Source organism: Pseudomonas sp. SCB32 (assembly GCF_009189165.1).
In the GTDB taxonomy this organism is placed as follows: Bacteria; Pseudomonadota; Gammaproteobacteria; order Pseudomonadales; family Pseudomonadaceae; genus Pseudomonas.
The window spans coordinates 677,649-693,922 of the sequence record NZ_CP045118.1 but is presented as its reverse complement, the minus strand read 5'-3'; the positions used below and the strand labels follow the sequence as shown (position 1 = coordinate 693,922).

General features: G+C 58.4%; 29 protein-coding genes. All 29 read right to left on the bottom strand.

The annotated features are described in order from the left end of the window. Position 1: 1 nt before the first annotated feature. The 29 genes from rpsD to rpsG all read right to left on the bottom strand — a co-directional run bounded on the left by rpsD (position 2) and on the right by rpsG (position 16,219). Positions 2–622: a 30S ribosomal protein S4 gene (gene rpsD, locus GA645_RS03355; RefSeq protein WP_152219924.1), complete on the bottom strand. Its 621-nt coding sequence runs from the start codon at positions 620–622 to the stop codon at positions 2–4. 16 nt (positions 623–638) lie between these two features. Continuing rightward, positions 639–1,028, bottom strand: coding sequence for a 30S ribosomal protein S11 (gene rpsK, locus GA645_RS03350; protein WP_003093689.1), 390 nt, complete (start codon positions 1,026–1,028; stop codon positions 639–641). An 18-nt stretch (positions 1,029–1,046) separates the two neighbouring features. Next, positions 1,047–1,403, bottom strand: coding sequence for a 30S ribosomal protein S13 (gene rpsM / locus GA645_RS03345; RefSeq protein WP_152219922.1), 357 nt, complete (start codon positions 1,401–1,403; stop codon positions 1,047–1,049). Between the two features lie 130 nt (positions 1,404–1,533). Next, positions 1,534–1,650 carry a 50S ribosomal protein L36 gene (gene rpmJ, locus GA645_RS03340; protein WP_014854209.1) on the bottom strand — a complete coding sequence of 39 codons (117 nt, stop codon included), beginning with the start codon at positions 1,648–1,650 and terminating at the stop codon, positions 1,534–1,536. A gap of 24 nt (positions 1,651–1,674) precedes the next feature. Then, the gene (secY, locus tag GA645_RS03335; protein ID WP_152219921.1) at positions 1,675–3,006 is read right to left on the bottom strand and encodes a preprotein translocase subunit SecY; all 1,332 of its coding nucleotides are present in this window, start codon (positions 3,004–3,006) and stop codon (positions 1,675–1,677) included. Beyond that, positions 3,007–3,441 (bottom strand): 50S ribosomal protein L15, encoded by a 435-nt coding sequence (rplO, locus tag GA645_RS03330; RefSeq protein WP_152219918.1) that lies wholly within the window; start codon positions 3,439–3,441, stop codon positions 3,007–3,009. 3 nt (positions 3,442–3,444) lie between these two features. After that, the gene (gene rpmD, locus GA645_RS03325; protein WP_021219605.1) at positions 3,445–3,621 is read right to left on the bottom strand and encodes a 50S ribosomal protein L30; all 177 of its coding nucleotides are present in this window, start codon (positions 3,619–3,621) and stop codon (positions 3,445–3,447) included. Between the two features lie 2 nt (positions 3,622–3,623). Next, complete coding sequence (gene rpsE / locus GA645_RS03320) at positions 3,624–4,124, bottom strand: 30S ribosomal protein S5 (RefSeq protein WP_009617173.1); 501 nt, start codon at positions 4,122–4,124, stop codon at positions 3,624–3,626. Positions 4,125–4,127: 3 nt separating this feature from the next. Then, positions 4,128–4,478 carry a 50S ribosomal protein L18 gene (gene rplR / locus GA645_RS03315; RefSeq protein ID WP_152219916.1) on the bottom strand — a complete coding sequence of 117 codons (351 nt, stop codon included), beginning with the start codon at positions 4,476–4,478 and terminating at the stop codon, positions 4,128–4,130. A 10-nt stretch (positions 4,479–4,488) separates the two neighbouring features. Then, positions 4,489–5,022 (bottom strand): 50S ribosomal protein L6, encoded by a 534-nt coding sequence (rplF, locus tag GA645_RS03310; RefSeq protein WP_152219913.1) that lies wholly within the window; start codon positions 5,020–5,022, stop codon positions 4,489–4,491. 11 nt (positions 5,023–5,033) lie between these two features. Beyond that, complete coding sequence (rpsH, locus tag GA645_RS03305) at positions 5,034–5,426, bottom strand: 30S ribosomal protein S8 (RefSeq protein ID WP_015475331.1); 393 nt, start codon at positions 5,424–5,426, stop codon at positions 5,034–5,036. A 189-nt stretch (positions 5,427–5,615) separates the two neighbouring features. Next, positions 5,616–5,921: a 30S ribosomal protein S14 gene (gene rpsN / locus GA645_RS03300; RefSeq protein ID WP_152219911.1), complete on the bottom strand. Its 306-nt coding sequence runs from the start codon at positions 5,919–5,921 to the stop codon at positions 5,616–5,618. Positions 5,922–5,934: 13 nt separating this feature from the next. Further along, positions 5,935–6,474, bottom strand: coding sequence for a 50S ribosomal protein L5 (gene rplE / locus GA645_RS03295; RefSeq protein WP_043248941.1), 540 nt, complete (start codon positions 6,472–6,474; stop codon positions 5,935–5,937). Between the two features lie 19 nt (positions 6,475–6,493). Continuing rightward, on the bottom strand, positions 6,494–6,808 hold the full coding sequence (gene rplX, locus GA645_RS03290; protein ID WP_152219909.1) for a 50S ribosomal protein L24: 315 nt from the start codon (positions 6,806–6,808) through the stop codon (positions 6,494–6,496). 12 nt (positions 6,809–6,820) lie between these two features. Beyond that, entirely contained in the window at positions 6,821–7,189 is a 369-nt protein-coding gene (gene rplN / locus GA645_RS03285) for a 50S ribosomal protein L14 (RefSeq protein ID WP_003093714.1), read from the bottom strand. Positions 7,190–7,205: 16 nt separating this feature from the next. Then, positions 7,206–7,472, bottom strand: coding sequence for a 30S ribosomal protein S17 (rpsQ, locus tag GA645_RS03280; protein WP_152219907.1), 267 nt, complete (start codon positions 7,470–7,472; stop codon positions 7,206–7,208). 2 nt (positions 7,473–7,474) lie between these two features. Next, on the bottom strand, positions 7,475–7,666 hold the full coding sequence (gene rpmC, locus GA645_RS03275; protein WP_003093720.1) for a 50S ribosomal protein L29: 192 nt from the start codon (positions 7,664–7,666) through the stop codon (positions 7,475–7,477). Continuing rightward, on the bottom strand, positions 7,666–8,079 hold the full coding sequence (gene rplP / locus GA645_RS03270; RefSeq protein ID WP_009617163.1) for a 50S ribosomal protein L16: 414 nt from the start codon (positions 8,077–8,079) through the stop codon (positions 7,666–7,668). The genes rpmC and rplP overlap by 1 nt, the downstream gene beginning before the upstream one ends. An 11-nt stretch (positions 8,080–8,090) precedes the next feature. Further along, complete coding sequence (gene rpsC / locus GA645_RS03265; protein WP_015475326.1) at positions 8,091–8,777, bottom strand: 30S ribosomal protein S3; 687 nt, start codon at positions 8,775–8,777, stop codon at positions 8,091–8,093. A 13-nt stretch (positions 8,778–8,790) separates the two neighbouring features. Then, positions 8,791–9,123: a 50S ribosomal protein L22 gene (rplV, locus tag GA645_RS03260; protein WP_015475325.1), complete on the bottom strand. Its 333-nt coding sequence runs from the start codon at positions 9,121–9,123 to the stop codon at positions 8,791–8,793. A 12-nt stretch (positions 9,124–9,135) separates the two neighbouring features. Beyond that, on the bottom strand, positions 9,136–9,411 hold the full coding sequence (rpsS, locus tag GA645_RS03255; RefSeq protein WP_015475324.1) for a 30S ribosomal protein S19: 276 nt from the start codon (positions 9,409–9,411) through the stop codon (positions 9,136–9,138). Between the two features lie 16 nt (positions 9,412–9,427). After that, entirely contained in the window at positions 9,428–10,249 is an 822-nt protein-coding gene (gene rplB, locus GA645_RS03250; protein ID WP_024767388.1) for a 50S ribosomal protein L2, read from the bottom strand. 11 nt (positions 10,250–10,260) lie between these two features. Beyond that, the gene (rplW, locus tag GA645_RS03245) at positions 10,261–10,560 is read right to left on the bottom strand and encodes a 50S ribosomal protein L23 (RefSeq protein WP_015475322.1); all 300 of its coding nucleotides are present in this window, start codon (positions 10,558–10,560) and stop codon (positions 10,261–10,263) included. Next, positions 10,557–11,159 carry a 50S ribosomal protein L4 gene (gene rplD, locus GA645_RS03240; protein ID WP_017521904.1) on the bottom strand — a complete coding sequence of 201 codons (603 nt, stop codon included), beginning with the start codon at positions 11,157–11,159 and terminating at the stop codon, positions 10,557–10,559. The genes rplW and rplD overlap by 4 nt, the downstream gene beginning before the upstream one ends. A 14-nt stretch (positions 11,160–11,173) precedes the next feature. Next, the gene (rplC, locus tag GA645_RS03235) at positions 11,174–11,809 is read right to left on the bottom strand and encodes a 50S ribosomal protein L3 (protein ID WP_024767389.1); all 636 of its coding nucleotides are present in this window, start codon (positions 11,807–11,809) and stop codon (positions 11,174–11,176) included. An 82-nt stretch (positions 11,810–11,891) separates the two neighbouring features. After that, positions 11,892–12,203 (bottom strand): 30S ribosomal protein S10, encoded by a 312-nt coding sequence (gene rpsJ, locus GA645_RS03230; RefSeq protein WP_003243886.1) that lies wholly within the window; start codon positions 12,201–12,203, stop codon positions 11,892–11,894. Positions 12,204–12,358: 155 nt separating this feature from the next. Further along, entirely contained in the window at positions 12,359–13,552 is a 1,194-nt protein-coding gene (gene tuf, locus GA645_RS03225; protein WP_152219891.1) for an elongation factor Tu, read from the bottom strand. A gap of 30 nt (positions 13,553–13,582) precedes the next feature. After that, positions 13,583–15,718: an elongation factor G gene (gene fusA / locus GA645_RS03220; RefSeq protein ID WP_152219905.1), complete on the bottom strand. Its 2,136-nt coding sequence runs from the start codon at positions 15,716–15,718 to the stop codon at positions 13,583–13,585. A 30-nt stretch (positions 15,719–15,748) separates the two neighbouring features. Beyond that, positions 15,749–16,219, bottom strand: coding sequence for a 30S ribosomal protein S7 (gene rpsG / locus GA645_RS03215; RefSeq protein WP_152219902.1), 471 nt, complete (start codon positions 16,217–16,219; stop codon positions 15,749–15,751). Positions 16,220–16,274 lie beyond the last annotated feature (55 nt).

Here is a 16,274-nt window from a genome sequence, read left to right as displayed (position 1 = left end):
CTTACTTGGAGTAGAGCTCGACAATCAGGTTTTCGTTGATGTCGGCGGACAGGTCGGCACGAGCCGGAACACTTTTGAAGGTGCCGGACTTCTTGTCGCTATCCACTTCGACCCACTCAACGCGACCGCGCTGGGCGCACAGGTCCAGAGCTTGGGCGATACGCAGCTGGTTCTTCGATTTCTCGCGAACAGCAACCACGTCACCAGCTTTGACCTGGTAGGACGGTACGTTTACGGTCTGACCGTTGACGCTGATGGTCTTGTGGGACACCAGCTGACGGGATTCGGAGCGAGTGGAACCGAAGCCCATACGGTAGACGACGTTGTCCAGACGGCACTCAAGCAGCTGCAGCAGGTTTTCACCCGTGGAGCCCTTGCGGCGGGACGCTTCCTGATAGTAGCCACGGAATTGACGTTCCAGAACGCCGTAGATGCGGCGCACTTTCTGCTTCTCGCGCAGCTGCAGACCGTAGTCGGACAGGCGACCACGACGCTGGCCGTGCTGGCCAGGAACGTTTTCTGCTTTGCACTTCGAGTCGAGGGCGCGGACGCCGCTCTTCAGGAACAGATCAGTGCCTTCGCGGCGGGACAGTTTGCACTTGGGACCAATGTAACGAGCCATTTCTCACTGTCTCCTATTACACGCGACGCTTTTTCGGCGGACGGCAGCCGTTGTGCGGGATCGGGGTTACGTCGGTGATGCTGGCGATCTTGTAACCGCAGGCATTCAGCGCACGAACAGCCGACTCGCGGCCCGGGCCCGGGCCCTTGACGTTGACGTCGAGGTTCTTCAGACCGTATTCCAGAGCAGCCTGGCCGGCACGCTCGGCCGCTACCTGGGCAGCGAACGGGGTGCTCTTACGCGAGCCGCGGAAGCCCGAACCACCGGAAGTGGCCCAGGACAGAGCGTTGCCCTGACGGTCGGTGATGGTAACGATGGTGTTGTTGAAGGACGCGTGGATATGCGCGATCCCGTCGACCACCGTCTTTTTGACTTTCTTACGAGGACGAGCAGCAGGTTTTGCCATGACTAAATTCCTAAGCGATTACTTGCGGATCGGCTTACGCGGGCCCTTACGGGTACGCGCGTTGGTCTTGGTACGCTGACCGCGAACCGGCAGACCGCGACGATGACGCAGACCTCGGTAGCAACCGAGGTCCATCAGACGCTTGATGTTCATGTTGATTTCGCGACGCAGGTCACCTTCGGTGGTCAGCTTGGCCACCTCGGTACGCAGCGAATCAATCTGCTCTTCGCTCAGTTCCTTGATCTTTGCAGCCGGGCTGATGCCGGTGGCTGCACAGATGCTCTGTGCGGTAGTGCGACCGACACCATAGATGTAGGTCAGCGAGATAACAGTGTGCTTGTTATCCGGAATGTTTACGCCTGCAATACGGGCCATTCAGAAAAACTCCAATTGACAGCTACCCGGCGCCCAGGGAGCCAAGAAAGGGCGCGGATATTAGCGCTGTAAAAACAAATAATCAACCCGGCAGCACACTAGCTGCCGGGTTATAACGCGTGGTTCACACTCAGCCTTGGCGCTGCTTGTGACGCGGCTCCGCGCTGCAGATCACACGAACGACGCCTTCGCGACGGACGATCTTGCAGTTACGGCACAGCTTCTTAACCGATGCACGAACTTTCATCAGTGACTCCTCGAACCTTACGGGTCAGCGCAGCAGGCCGCTGCCATAGCCCTTCAGGTTGGCTTTCTTCATGAGGGATTCGTACTGGTGCGAAACGAGGTGCGATTGTACTTGAGCCATAAAGTCCATCACAACCACGACCACGATCAGCAACGAGGTCCCGCCAAGGTAGAACGGTACGTGGGCAGCTACGACCAGGAACTGGGGCAGCAGGCACACAGCCGTCATGTACAGGGCACCGAACATGGTCAAACGGGTCAACACGCCATCGATGTAGCGAGCCGACTGTTCGCCCGGACGAATACCCGGAATAAATGCACCGGACTTCTTGAGGTTTTCCGCCACGTCCTTCGGGTTGAACATCAGCGCTGTGTAGAAGAAGCAGAAGAAGACGATCCCTGCACTAAACAGCAGAATGTTCAGCGGCTGTCCCGGAGCGATCGCTTGCGCGATGTCCTGCAGCCAACCCAGGCCCTCCGACTGACCGAACCAGGCACCCAGGGATGCCGGGAACAGCAGAATGCTGCTGGCGAAAATCGCGGGGATTACACCCGCCATGTTCACTTTCAGCGGCAGATGGCTGGTCTGGGCGGCAAACACCTTGCGGCCTTGTTGGCGCTTGGCGTAATGCACGGCGATACGACGCTGACCACGCTCGATGAATACAACGAACGCAATGATGGCCACGGCCAGCAGGCCGATGGCGATCAGGGCGAAGATGTTGATGTCACCTTGACGCGCGGATTCGAAGGACTGGCCGATTGCTCGGGGCAGGCCTGCGACGATACCGGAGAAGATCAACATGGAGATGCCGTTGCCGACACCCCGCTCGGTGATCTGCTCACCCAGCCACATCATGAACAGTGCACCCGCCACGAAGGTGGTGACCGACACGAAGTAGAAGCCGAAGTCGTTGGAGAAAGCCACACCCTGGCTGCCCAGACCAACGGACATGCCGATGGCCTGGACGAGTGCCAGAGCGAGAGTTGCGTAGCGGGTGTACTGGCTGATCTTGCGACGCCCAGACTCACCCTCTTTCTTCAACTGCTCCAGCTGGGGGCTGATAGCGGTCATGAGCTGCATGATGATCGATGCCGAGATGTACGGCATGATCCCCAGTGCAAAGATACTCATGCGCTCCAGCGCGCCGCCGGAAAACATGTTGAAGAGGCTAAGAATGGTCCCCTCGTTCTGCCGGAACAGTGCCGCCAAGCGATCGGGGTTGATGCCCGGGACTGGGATATGCGCGCCGATCCGATAGACGATGATCGCCAGGAACAGGAAACGCAGACGTGCCCAGAGCTCGGACAAACCACCACCGTTGCTCAGCGCAGAGAGAGCACCTTGCTTAGCCATTTAGTCCTCGATTTTGCCGCCAGCTGCTTCGATAGCCGCACGAGCGCCCTTGGTGGCGCCGATGCCTTTCAGGGTGACTGCGCGAGTAACTTCGCCCGACAGCATGACTTTCACACGCTGTACGTTCTGGTTAATCACGTTGGCATCCTTCAGGGCCTGCACGGTTACGACATCACCCTCGACCTTGGCCAGCTCGGAGGTACGCACTTCTGCGCGATCCAGGGCCTTCAGCGAGTTGAAGCCGAACTTCGGCAGACGACGGTGCAGCGGTTGCTGACCACCCTCGAAGCCCGGAGCGATGGAGCCACCGGAGCGGGAGGTTTGACCTTTGTGACCACGGCCACCGGTCTTGCCCAGACCGCTACCGATGCCACGGCCCGGACGGTGCTTTTCGCGACGGGCACCCGGCGCGGAACGCAGATCGTTCAGTTGCATGGATTAACCCTCCACACGCAGCAGGTAGTAGGCCTTGTTGATCATGCCGCGGTTTTCAGGAGTGTCCTGAACTTCTACGGTGTGACCAATGCGACGCAGGCCGAGGCCTTTGACGCAAGCCTTGTGATTGGCCAGACGGCCGCTCACGCTCTTGATCAGGGTAACTTTGACAGTTGCCATGGTTAGAGAATCTCCTCGACGCTCTTGCCACGCTTGGCCGCTACCGACTCAGGGGACTGCATGTTCTTCAGGCCCTTGAAGGTTGCGTAGACCACGTTCACCGGGTTGGTGGAGCCGTAGCACTTCGCCAGAACGTTCTGCACACCGGCCACTTCCAGGACAGCGCGCATGGCGCCGCCGGCGATGATACCGGTACCTTCGGAAGCCGGCTGCATGTACACCTTGGAGGCGCCATGGGCGGACTTGGTCGGGTACTGCAGGGTGGTGCCGTTCAGATCAACCTGGATCATGTTGCGGCGAGCAGCTTCCATGGCCTTCTGGATGGCAGCCGGCACTTCACGCGCCTTGCCACGACCGAAGCCCACGCGGCCTTTGCCATCGCCAACCACGGTCAGCGCGGTGAAGGCGAAGATACGGCCACCTTTAACGGTTTTGGCGACGCGGTTCACTTGAACCAGCTTCTCGATGTAGCCTTCGTCGCGCTTTTGATCGTTGTTTGCCATAACTTAGAACTCCAGACCGCCTTCGCGAGCGGCATCAGCCAGGGCCTTGATACGGCCGTGGTACTTGAAGCCAGAACGGTCGAACGCCACCTGAGTGACGCCGGCAGCCTTGGCGCGTTCGGCGACCAGTTGACCAACTTTCTTGGCTGCGTCGATGTTGCCGGTGGCACCTTCGCGCAGTTCCTTGTCCAGGGTCGAGGCGCTGGCCAGGACCTTGCCGCCATCGGCCGCAATGACCTGGGCGTAGATGTGCTGGGCGGAGCGGTACACGCAGAGGCGTACGGCTTCCAGTTCGCGCATCTTCAGGCGAGCCTTGCGAGCGCGGCGCAGACGGGTTTCTTTCTTGACGCTCATTTGCTATGCCCTACTTCTTCTTGGCTTCTTTACGAAGGACGACTTCGTCGGCGTAACGCACGCCCTTGCCTTTGTACGGCTCCGGCGGACGGAAGTCGCGGATTTCCGCGGCGACCTGGCCGACCAGCTGCTTGTCGATACCCTTGATCAGGATGTCGGTCTGGCTGGGGGTTTCCGCTACGATGCCGGCAGGCAGTTCGTAATCAACCGGGTGGGAGAAGCCGAGAGCCAGGGACAGCACTTGGCCTTTGGCCTGCGCCTTGTAACCAACGCCGACCAGCTGGAGCTTGCGCTCGAAGCCCTGGCTGACGCCGATTACCATGTTGTTGACCAGAGCGCGGGTGGTACCGGCCATGGCACGGGTCTGCTGGTCGCCGTTACGCGCGGCGAAACGCAGCTCACCGTTGTCCTGAATGACTTCGACGGACGGATGTACTTTCAGCTCGAGAGCGCCTTTGGCACCCTTGATCGAAAGTTCCTGACCAGCCAGCTTGATTTCAACGCCGGCGGGCAGAACGACGGGGTTCTTAGCAACGCGAGACATGCTGATTCCCCTTAGAACACAGTGCAGAGCACTTCGCCACCGACGCCAGCGGCACGGGCAGCACGATCAGTCATCACACCTTTGTTGGTGGAGACGATCGAAACACCCAGGCCGCCGCGAACTTTCGGCAGCTGGTCTACGGATTTGTACTGGCGCAGGCCAGGACGGCTGATTCGCTTCACTTCTTCGATGACAGGCTTGCCTTCGAAGTACTTCAGCTCGATCGACAGCAGAGGCTTGGCCTCGGCGGTGACTTGGAAATCCGCAATGTAACCTTCGTCCTTGAGGACTTTGGCGACTGCCGCTTTCAGCTTGGAAGACGGCATGCTCACGACGGTCTTCTCAGCCATCTGGGCATTACGGATGCGAGTTAGCATGTCTGCTAACGGGTCCTGCATACTCATGGGCTTAATGCTCCTGATACAAAAGATAAGCCTTCAACTTCATAACTCGCCCTCAAAACGCCGGACGAACTTAAACCCGGGCTCGGGGGAGCCGGGTATTCTAGAGATCGCTCAAAAACGAATCAAGCCCCACAAGGGGGCTTGATTCGTTAAGCGATCAACGGAGCCGTTGCCGGCTCCGCTAACGACTTACCAGCTGGCTTTCACCAGACCCGGTACGTCACCGCGCATTGCAGCTTCGCGCAGCTTGTTACGGCTCAGACCGAACTTGCGGTAGAAGCCGTGCGGACGACCGGTCAGACGGCAGCGGTTACGCAGGCGGCTGGCGCTCGCGTCACGAGGCTGCTTCTGCAGGGCGACCTGGGCATTCCAACGCTCTTCCGCGGAGGAGTTCGGATTAGCGATGATCGCTTTCAGCTCGGCACGCTTTTTGGCGTACTTGGCTACCGTTTGCTGACGCTTCAGCTCACGGTTCTTCATGCTCTCTTTAGCCATGGTCCTACTCCAATCAGTTGCGGAACGGGAAGTTGAAGGCGCGCAGCAGGGCACGACCTTCATCATCCGAACGAGCGGTGGTGGTCAGAGTGATATCCATACCACGGAGGGCATCGATCTTGTCGTAATCGATTTCCGGGAAGATGATCTGCTCTTTGACACCCATGCTGTAGTTGCCGCGACCGTCGAAGGACTTGGCATTCAGACCGCGGAAGTCACGTACGCGAGGCAGGGAGATCGACAGCAGACGGTCCAGGAACTCGTACATGCGATCGCCACGCAGGGTGACTTTCACGCCAATCGGCCAGCCTTCACGGATCTTGAAGCCAGCGATCGACTTACGAGCGTAAGTCACGACCGGCTTTTGACCCGCGATCTTTTCCAGATCGGCAACGGCGCTCTCGATGACTTTCTTGTCACCAACAGCTTCGCCAAGACCCATGTTCAGGGTGATTTTGGTAACGCGCGGAACTTCCATCACGTTCGCCAGCTGCAGCTCTTGCTTCAGCTTGGGAGCGATTTCCTTCCGATAAATTTCTTTCAATCGTGCCATGGTGATCTACCTAGCTCCCTCAAGCCTGAACCGGTTTCTGGGTCGACTTGAAGACACGAATCTTCTTACCGTCTTCGACCTTGAAGCCAACGCGGTCAGCCTTGTTGGTTTCAGCGTTGAAGATGGCGACGTTGGAGACGTGCAGAGGCGCCTCCTTCTCGACGATCCCGCCTTGCTGGTTGAGCATGGGGTTGGGCTTGGTGTGGCGCTTGACCAGGTTCACACCGCCAACGACCAGACGGTCGTCAGCCAGAACCTTGGTCACTTTGCCACGCTTGCCCTTGTCCTTGCCGGCAATGACGATGACTTCGTCGTCACGACGAATTTTTTGCATGACGGCTACTCCTTACAGCACTTCAGGGGCAAGGGAGACGATCTTCATGAACTTCTCAGTACGAAGTTCACGAGTCACCGGCCCGAAGATACGGGTGCCGATCGGCTCCTGCTTGTTGTTCAGCAGGACGGCGGCGTTGCCGTCGAAGCGAATGATGGAACCGTCGGTACGACGTACGCCGTGCTTGGTGCGAACGACCACGGCAGTCATTACCTGGCCCTTCTTCACCTTGCCACGCGGAATCGCTTCCTTGACGGTGACCTTGATGATGTCGCCAATGCCGGCGTAACGGCGGTGGGAACCGCCGAGAACCTTGATGCACATTACGCGACGCGCGCCGCTGTTATCAGCGACATCGAGCATGGATTGAGTCTGAATCATCTTCTATCTCCGACCCTTAGACTTCAACCGCGCGCTCGACGATATCAACCAGGGTCCAGGCCTTGGTCTTGGCCAGCGGACGGGTCTCGCGGATGGTGACCAGGTCACCAACGCGGCACTGATTGGTTTCGTCGTGTGCGTGCAGTTTGGTCGAACGCTTCACGTATTTGCCGTAGATCGGGTGCTTAACGCGGCGCTCGATCAGTACGGTGACGGTCTTGTCCATCTTGTCGCTGACGACGCGGCCGGTCAGCGTACGGACGGTGTTCTGAGCTTCAGCCATGATTACTTACCTGCTTGCTGGTTGAGCACAGTTTTAACGCGAGCGATGTCGCGCTTCACTTGCGAGAGCAGGTGAGACTGCCCCAACTGGCCAGTTGCTTTCTGCATGCGCAGATTGAACTGGTCGCGCAGCAGGCCGAGCAGTTGCTCGTTCAGCTGCTCAACGGATTTTTCACGAAGTTCATTCGCTTTCATCACATCACCGTCCGCTTAACAAAGGAGGTGGCGAGCGGCAGCTTTGCAGCGGCCAGGGCGAATGCCTCACGCGCCAGCTCTTCGGATACACCCTCGATCTCGTACAGGACCTTGCCCGGTTGAATCTGGGCTACCCAGTACTCGACGCCGCCCTTACCTTTACCCATACGTACTTCCAGGGGCTTCTTGGTAACAGGCTTGTCGGGGAATACGCGAATCCAGATCTTGCCGCCACGTTTAACGTGACGGGTCAGCGCACGACGTGCGGACTCAATCTGGCGCGCGGTGAGACGGCCACGGCTGGTTGCCTTGAGGGCGAACTCGCCGAAGCTGACTTTGGAACCGCGATGAGCCAGGCCACGGTTGTGACCGGTCATTTGCTTGCGGAACTTCGTACGCTTAGGTTGCAGCATTTGCGTACTCCTTACTTAGCAGCTTTTTTACGAGGAGCGGGCGCTACAGGCTTCAGCTCTTCCTGGCGGCCACCAATGACCTCGCCTTTGAAGATCCAAACCTTCACACCGATCACACCGTAGGTGGTGTGCGCTTCGTAGGTTGCGTAGTCGATGTCGGCACGCAGGGTGTGCAGGGGCACACGACCTTCGCGATACCACTCGGTACGAGCGATTTCAGCACCGCCCAGACGACCGCTTACCTGGATCTTGATGCCTTTGGCACCAATGCGCATGGCGTTCTGTACAGCGCGCTTCATGGCGCGACGGAACATAACGCGACGCTCCAGCTGCTGAGCTACGCTTTGCGCAACCAGCATACCGTCGAGTTCCGGCTTGCGGATCTCTTCGATGTTGATGTGCACCGGCACACCCATTTGCTTGGTCAGGTCCTGACGCAGCTTCTCAACATCTTCACCTTTCTTGCCGATCACGATGCCGGGACGAGCGGTGTGGATGGTGATACGTGCAGTCTGAGCCGGACGATGGATGTCGATACGGCTTACGGACGCGCTTTTTAGTTTGTCTTGGAGATACTCACGTACCTTCAGGTCGGCGAACAGATAATCGGCGTAAGTGCGCTTATCTGCGTACCAAACGGAGGTGTGCTCCTTGACGATACCCAGGCGGATGCCATTGGGATGTACTTTCTGACCCATCTGATCGACTCCGTTACTTGTCCGCAACCTTGACAGTGATATGGCAAGACCGCTTGACGATGCGATCAGCACGGCCTTTGGCACGCGGCATGATGCGCTTGAGCGAACGACCTTCGTTGACGAAGACGGTGGAGACTTTGAGATCGTCTACATCGGCACCTTCGTTGTGCTCGGCGTTGGCAACGGCCGACTCCAGCACTTTCTTCATGATCTCGGCGGCTTTCTTGTTGCTGAAAGCCAGGAGGTTGAGCGCATCGCCCACCTTCTTCCCGCGGATCTGGTCGGCGACCAAGCGGGCTTTCTGGGCGGAGATACGAGCGCCCGAGAGCTTAGCGGCTACTTCCATCTTCCTTACCCCTTAACGCTTGGCTTTCTTGTCCGCAGCGTGCCCACGATAAGTGCGGGTAGCAGCGAACTCGCCGAGTTTGTGACCGACCATGTCTTCGTTGACCAGAACCGGCACGTGTTGACGGCCGTTGTGGACAGCGATGGTCAGACCAACCATGTGCGGCAGGATCATAGAACGGCGCGACCAGGTCTTGATCGGCTTGCGGTCGTTCTTTTCCACCGCCACTTCGATCTTCTTCAGCAGGTGAAGATCGATAAAAGGACCTTTTTTCAGAGAACGTGGCACTGTCGTATCCCTCTATTTACTTGCGGCGACGGACGATCATGTTGTCGGTACGCTTGTTCGCGCGAGTCTTCTTACCCTTGGTCTGAAGACCCCACGGCGATACCGGATGACGACCAGCAGAGGTACGACCTTCACCACCACCATGCGGGTGGTCGACCGGGTTCATGGCAACACCACGAACGGTCGGGCGAACGCCACGCCAGCGCTTGGCACCGGCTTTACCCAGCGAACGCAGGCTGTGCTCGGAGTTCGAGACTTCGCCCAGGGTCGCACGGCAGTCAGCCAGGACTTTGCGCATTTCACCGGAACGCAGACGTACGGTTACGTACGCACCTTCACGGGCAACCAGCTGAGCCGAAGCGCCAGCGGAGCGAGCGATCTGAGCGCCTTTGCCAGGCTTCAGTTCGATACCGTGGATGGTGCTACCAACCGGGATGTTGCGCAGCGGCATGTTGTTGCCGGCCTTGATCGGAGCGCCGATACCGGAGATCAGTTGATCGCCAGCCACCACGCCTTTGGGGGCGATGATGTAACGACGCTCGCCGTCCGCGTATTTCAGCAGAGCGATGTGAGCAGTACGGTTCGGATCGTATTCAACACGCTCAACGATGGCAGGGATGCCATCCTTGTTGCGGCGGAAGTCGACCAGACGATAGTGCTGCTTGTGGCCACCACCGATATGACGGGTGGTGATACGACCGTTGTTGTTACGGCCGCCCGACTTGGACTTCTTCTCGAGCAGGGGAGCGAACGGAGCACCCTTGTGCAGGTCCTGGTTCACTACCTTGACGACGAAACGACGACCAGCGGAAGTCGGTTTGCATTTAACGATTGCCATGATGCACCCCTTTACTCAGCGCCAGCTGCGAAATCGAGATCCTGGCCCGGCTGGAGAGCGATGTACGCTTTTTTCCAGTCGTTACGCTTGCCCAGGCCGCGAACGGTACGCTTGGTCTTGCCCTGAACGTTCAGGGTGGTGACGCGACGCACTTTCACGCCGAACAGGCTTTCTACGGCCTTCTTGATTTCCAGCTTGGTTGCATCAGTGGCAACCTTGAAAACGAATTGGCTGTTGCCGTCCGCCAGGCCAGTGGCCTTCTCGGAGATATGCGGGCCCAGCAGCACTTTGAATACGCGTTCCTGGTTCATGCCAGCAGCTCCTCGAACTTCTTCACGGCGGACACGGTGACCAGCACCTTGTCGTAGGCGATGAGGCTGACCGGATCGGAAGCCTGGACGTCACGCACATCGACGTGGGCCAGGTTACGAGCTGCCAGGTACAGGTTCTCATCGACGCCTTCGGTGACGATCAGTACATCTTTCAGGCCCAGGCCTTCCAGCTTGCTGACCAGACCTTTGGTCTTCGGTGCGTCGACAGCGAAGTCGGCAACGACAACCAGACGATCCAGACGAACCAGCTCAGAGAGGATGGAGCGCAGAGCGGCGCGGTACATCTTCTTGTTGAGCTTCTGGGAGTGATCCTGGGGCTTGGCCGCGAAGGTCGCGCCGCCGCCACGCCAGATGGGGCTACGAATGGTGCCAGCACGAGCACGACCAGTGCCCTTCTGACGCCACGGCTTCTTGCCACCACCGGAGACTTCGGAACGAGTTTTCTGAGCCTTGGTGCCCTGACGGCCGCCAGCCATGTAGGCTACGACTGCCTGGTGAACCAGGGTCTCGTTGAATTCGCTACCAAAAGTGCGCTCGGAAACTTCGATCGCCTGAGCGCCATTTACATTCAGTTGCATCTCAGCTTCCTCTCTTAACCGCGAGCCTTGGCTGCCGGACGCACCAGCACATCACCACCGGTAGCGCCGGGAACGGCACCTTTGACCAGCAGCAGATTGCGCTCTGCATCGACACGCACGACCTCAAGGGATTGAACGGTTACGCGCTCAGCACCCATGTGGCCCGACATTTTCTTGCCCTTGAACACTCGACCAGGAGTCTGGCACTGGCCGATGGAACCCGGGACGCGGTGGGAAACGGAGTTACCGTGGGTGTTATCTTGACCACGGAAGTTCCAGCGCTTGATGGTACCGGCAAAGCCTTTACCCTTGGACTCGCCGGTAACGTCTACCAGCTGGCCTGCCTGGAACAGATCGACAGAGATGGAATCGCCTGCCTTGAACTCCTCTTCGCCCAGACGGAATTCCCACACGCCGCGACCGGCGGCGACATTCGCCTTGGCAAAGTGACCGGCTTGCGCCTTGGTCACGCGAGAAGCACGACGCTCGCCAGCAGTTACCTGCACAGCGCGATAGCCATCGCTTTCTTCGTTTTTGAACTGGGTGACGCGATTCGGCTCGACCTCAATGACCGTGACCGGAATAGAGACACCATCTTCGGTGAAGATGCGGGTCATGCCGCACTTACGACCGACAACACCAATTGTCATCTTTAGAACCTCTTTAGTGTACGGGGCTTTCACCCGCTATGGCCGCCCATTTCAGAGCGTTACACGACCAATGCCGAAGGCATTAGCCGAGGCTGATCTGTACTTCGACGCCAGCAGCAAGGTCGAGCTTCATCAGCGCGTCGACGGTTTTGTCGGTCGGCTGAACGATGTCGAGAACACGCTTGTGGGTACGAATTTCGTACTGGTCACGAGCGTCCTTGTTGACGTGCGGGGAAATCAGCACGGTGTAACGTTCCTTGCGGGTCGGCAGAGGAATCGGACCACGCACCTGAGCCCCAGTACGTTTCGCGGTTTCCACGATTTCCTGGGTAGATTGGTCGATCAGGCGGTGATCAAAAGCCTTCAACCGAATACGGATTTGTTGATTTTGCATTTGACCTCAGACTCCAAGTTGCCATTCCCAACGGACGGACTCCGCCCGTTAAAAGGAGGCGCAATTGTACGGATGCGCCTGAGGGGTGTCAATATTTAACCAACTCAACGAAAAAGGGACCCCGAAGGGTCCCTTTTCCTGGAGCGGATCAGCGATTACTCGATGATCTTGGCAACCACGCCGGCACCAACGGTACGGCCGCCTTCGCGAATCGCGAAGCGCAGGCCATCTTCCATGGCGATCGGAGCGATCAGGGTAACAACCATTTTCACGTTGTCGCCCGGCATTACCATCTCAACGCCTTCCGGCAGTTCGCAGTTGCCGGTTACGTCGGTGGTACGGAAGTAGAACTGCGGACGGTAGCCCTTGAAGAACGGGGTGTGACGACCACCTTCTTCCTTGGACAGCACGTACACTTCGCACTCGAACTTGGTGTGCGGCTTGATGGTGCCCGGCTTGGCCAGAACCTGGCCACGCTCTACGTCTTCACGCTTGGTGCCACGCAGCAGAACGCCGACGTTCTCACCAGCACGGCCTTCGTCGAGCAGCTTGCGGAACATTTCAACGCCGGTGCAGGTAGTCTTGGTGGTCGCCTTGATGCCGACGATTTCCACTTCTTCCTGAACCTTGACGATGCCACGCTCAACACGGCCAGTTACCACGGTGCCACGACCGGAGATCGAGAATACGTCTTCGATCGGCATCAGGAACGGCTGGTCGATTGCACGAACCGGCTCGGGGATGTAGGAGTCCAGGGTCTCTACCAGCTTGCGCACGGCGGAAACGCCCATCTCGTTGTCGTCCTGGCCGTTCAGAGCCATCAGAGCGGAACCAACGACGATCGGGGTGTCATCGCCCGGGAAGTCGTAGGTGTTCAGCAGGTCGCGAACTTCCATCTCGACCAGTTCCAGCAGCTCAGCGTCGTCAACCATGTCGGCCTTGTTCAGGAACACGACAATGTAAGGAACGCCTACCTGACGGGACAGCAGGATGTGCTCACGGGTCTGCGGCATGGGGCCGTCAGCAGCGGAGCAAACCAGGATCGCGCCGTCCATCTGCGCAGCACCGGTGATCATGTTCTTCACGTAGTCGGCGTGGCCCGGGCAGTCTACGTGCGCGTAGTGGCGAACGGGCGAGTCGTATTCAACGTGAGAGGTGTTGATGGTGATACCACGAGCCTTCTCTTCCGGCGCGTTGTCGATCTGGTCGAAAGCGCGAGCGGAGCCGCCCCAGGTCTCGGAGCAGACCTTGGTCAGAGCAGCGGTCAGAGTAGTTTTACCGTGGTCAACGTGACCGATGGTGCCAACGTTGACGTGCGGTTTGTTACGTTCGAATTTTTCCTTAGCCACGACAGTAAACCTCGTACTTAAAGGGCTGAATCAAGCTTGTTTTTTAACGAGAGCTTCGACGATGTTCGACGGAGCTTCGGCGTACTTGGAGAATTCCATGGAGTAGCTTGCGCGACCCTGGGACATGGAACGCACGTCGGTTGCGTAACCGAACATTTCGCCCAGCGGAACCTCGGCACGAATCACCTTACCGGAAACCGAGTCCTCCATCCCCTGAATCAGACCACGACGACGGTTCAGGTCACCCATCACGTCGCCCATGTAGTCCTCAGGAGTCACCACCTCTACCTTCATGATCGGCTCAAGCACCTTACCACCGCCCTTCTGGGCCAGTTGCTTGGTCGCCATGGAAGCAGCGATCTTGAACGCCATCTCGTTGGAGTCGACGTCGTGGTAGGAACCATCGAACACGGTAGCCTTCAGGCCGATGAGCGGATAGCCGGCAACGACGCCGTTCTTCATCTGCTCTTCGATACCCTTCTGGATCGCCGGGATGTATTCCTTCGGTACCACACCGCCCACGACTTCGTTGACGAAGACGAGACCTTCGGTGATGTTGCCCTTCTCGTCCACATCCGGAGTCGAGAAGCGGATCCAGCAGTGACCGAACTGGCCGCGGCCGCCGGACTGGCGAACGAACTTGCCTTCGATCTCTACGTTGTCCTTGGAGATGGTTTCGCGGTAGGAAACCTGCGGCTTGCCGATGTTGGCCTCGACGCCGAACTCGCGCTTCATGCGGTCGACGAGGATGTCCAAGTGCAGCTCACCCATACCGGAGATGATGGTCTGGCCGGTTTCTTCGTCGGTCTTGACGCGGAACGACGGGTCTTCCTGAGCCAGCTTGCCGAGGGCAATGCCCATCTTCTCCTGGTCAGCCTTGGTCTTCGGTTCAACAGCTACCGAGATTACCGGCTCCGGGAAGTCCATACGCTCGAGGATGATCGGCTTCTCGATGTCGCACAGGGTGTCACCAGTGGTGACGTCCTTCATGCCGATCAGAGCAGCGATGTCGCCAGCGCGTACTTCTTTGATCTCGTCACGCTGGTTAGCGTGCATCTGCACCATACGACCAACGCGCTCTTTCTTGCCTTTCACGGAGTTGATAACCGAGTTACCAGACTCCAGAACGCCCGAGTAGACGCGAACGAAGGTCAGAGTACCGACGAACGGGTCAGTGGCGATCTTGAATGCCAGAGCAGAGAACGGAGCATTGTCGTCAGCCGGACGATCGTCTTTCGGAGCGTCGTCGCCGTCGTCAATGTGATCCGGGTGGATACCCTGAATAGCAGGGATCTCGGTCGGAGCAGGCAGGAAGTCGATTACAGCGTCGAGAACCAGGGGCACGCCCTTGTTCTTGAACGAGGAGCCGCAGACAGCCGGTACGATTTCGCAGGCGATGGTACGCAGACGCAGGCCAGCCTTGATCTCTTCGATCGACAGCTCGCCCTCTTCCAGGTACTTGTTCATCAGCTCTTCGTTGGCTTCGGCAGCCGCCTCAACCATGTTGCTGCGCCACTCGCTGGCCAGCTCAACCATATCCGCAGGAATTTCTTCCTCGCGGTAGGAGGTGCCCTTGTCGTCTTCGTTCCAGTAGATGGCCTTCATCTTCAGCAGGTCAACCTGACCCTGGAAGTCATCTTCTGCACCGATGGCCAGCTGAACCGGAACCGGGGTGTGACCCAGGCGGTTCTTGATCTGACCGACGACGCGCAGGAAGTCGGCGCCGGCGCGGTCCATCTTGTTCACGTAAACGATGCGCGGAACGCCGTACTTGTTGGCCTGACGCCATACGGTTTCGGACTGCGGCTCTACGCCGGAGGTGCCGCAGAACACAACGACGGCGCCGTCCAGTACGCGCAGGGAGCGCTCAACTTCAATGGTGAAGTCTACGTGGCCGGGGGTGTCGATGACGTTTACGCGGTACTTGTCGTACTGGCCGCGCGAACCTTCCCAGAAGGTGGTGATCGCAGCGGAGGTGATGGTGATACCACGCTCCTGCTCCTGCACCATCCAGTCGGTAGTGGCAGCGCCGTCATGCACCTCACCCATCTTGTGGCTAAGGCCTGTGTAGAACAGGATCCGCTCGGTGGTAGTGGTCTTGCCCGCGTCAACGTGGGCACAGATACCAATGTTCCGGTAGCGGTTGATTGCTGTATTACGAGCCATAAAGCCCTCGCAGAAGTGTTGTTGCCGTAATTAGAAGCGGTAGTGCGAGAACGCTTTGTTGGCTTCAGCCATACGGTGCACGTCTTCACGCTTCTTGACGGCGGCGCCTTTACCTTCAGCGGCGTCCATCAGTTCGCCAGCGAGGCGCAGAGCCATGGACTTCTCGCCACGCTTGCGGGCGTAGTCCACCAGCCAACGCATGGCCAGCGCATTACGACGGGACGGGCGCACTTCGACCGGAACCTGGTAGGTAGCACCGCCAACACGGCGGGACTTCACTTCGACCAGCGGAGCGATGGCGTCGAGTGCTTTTTCGAAGAGTTCCAGGGGGTCGGCTTTACCGCGCTCTTTGACCTTGTCCAGAGCACCGTAAACGATACGCTCGGCGACGGCTTTCTTGCCGCTCTCCATCACGTGGTTCATGAACTTGGCCAGAATCTGGCTTCCGTATTTAGGATCGGCCAGGATCTCACGTTTGGCCGCTACACGACGTCTTGGCATTGATAAGCCCTCAAACGGTCTTCAGGTTAGCTCGGGACTCGGCCCGACCTTACTC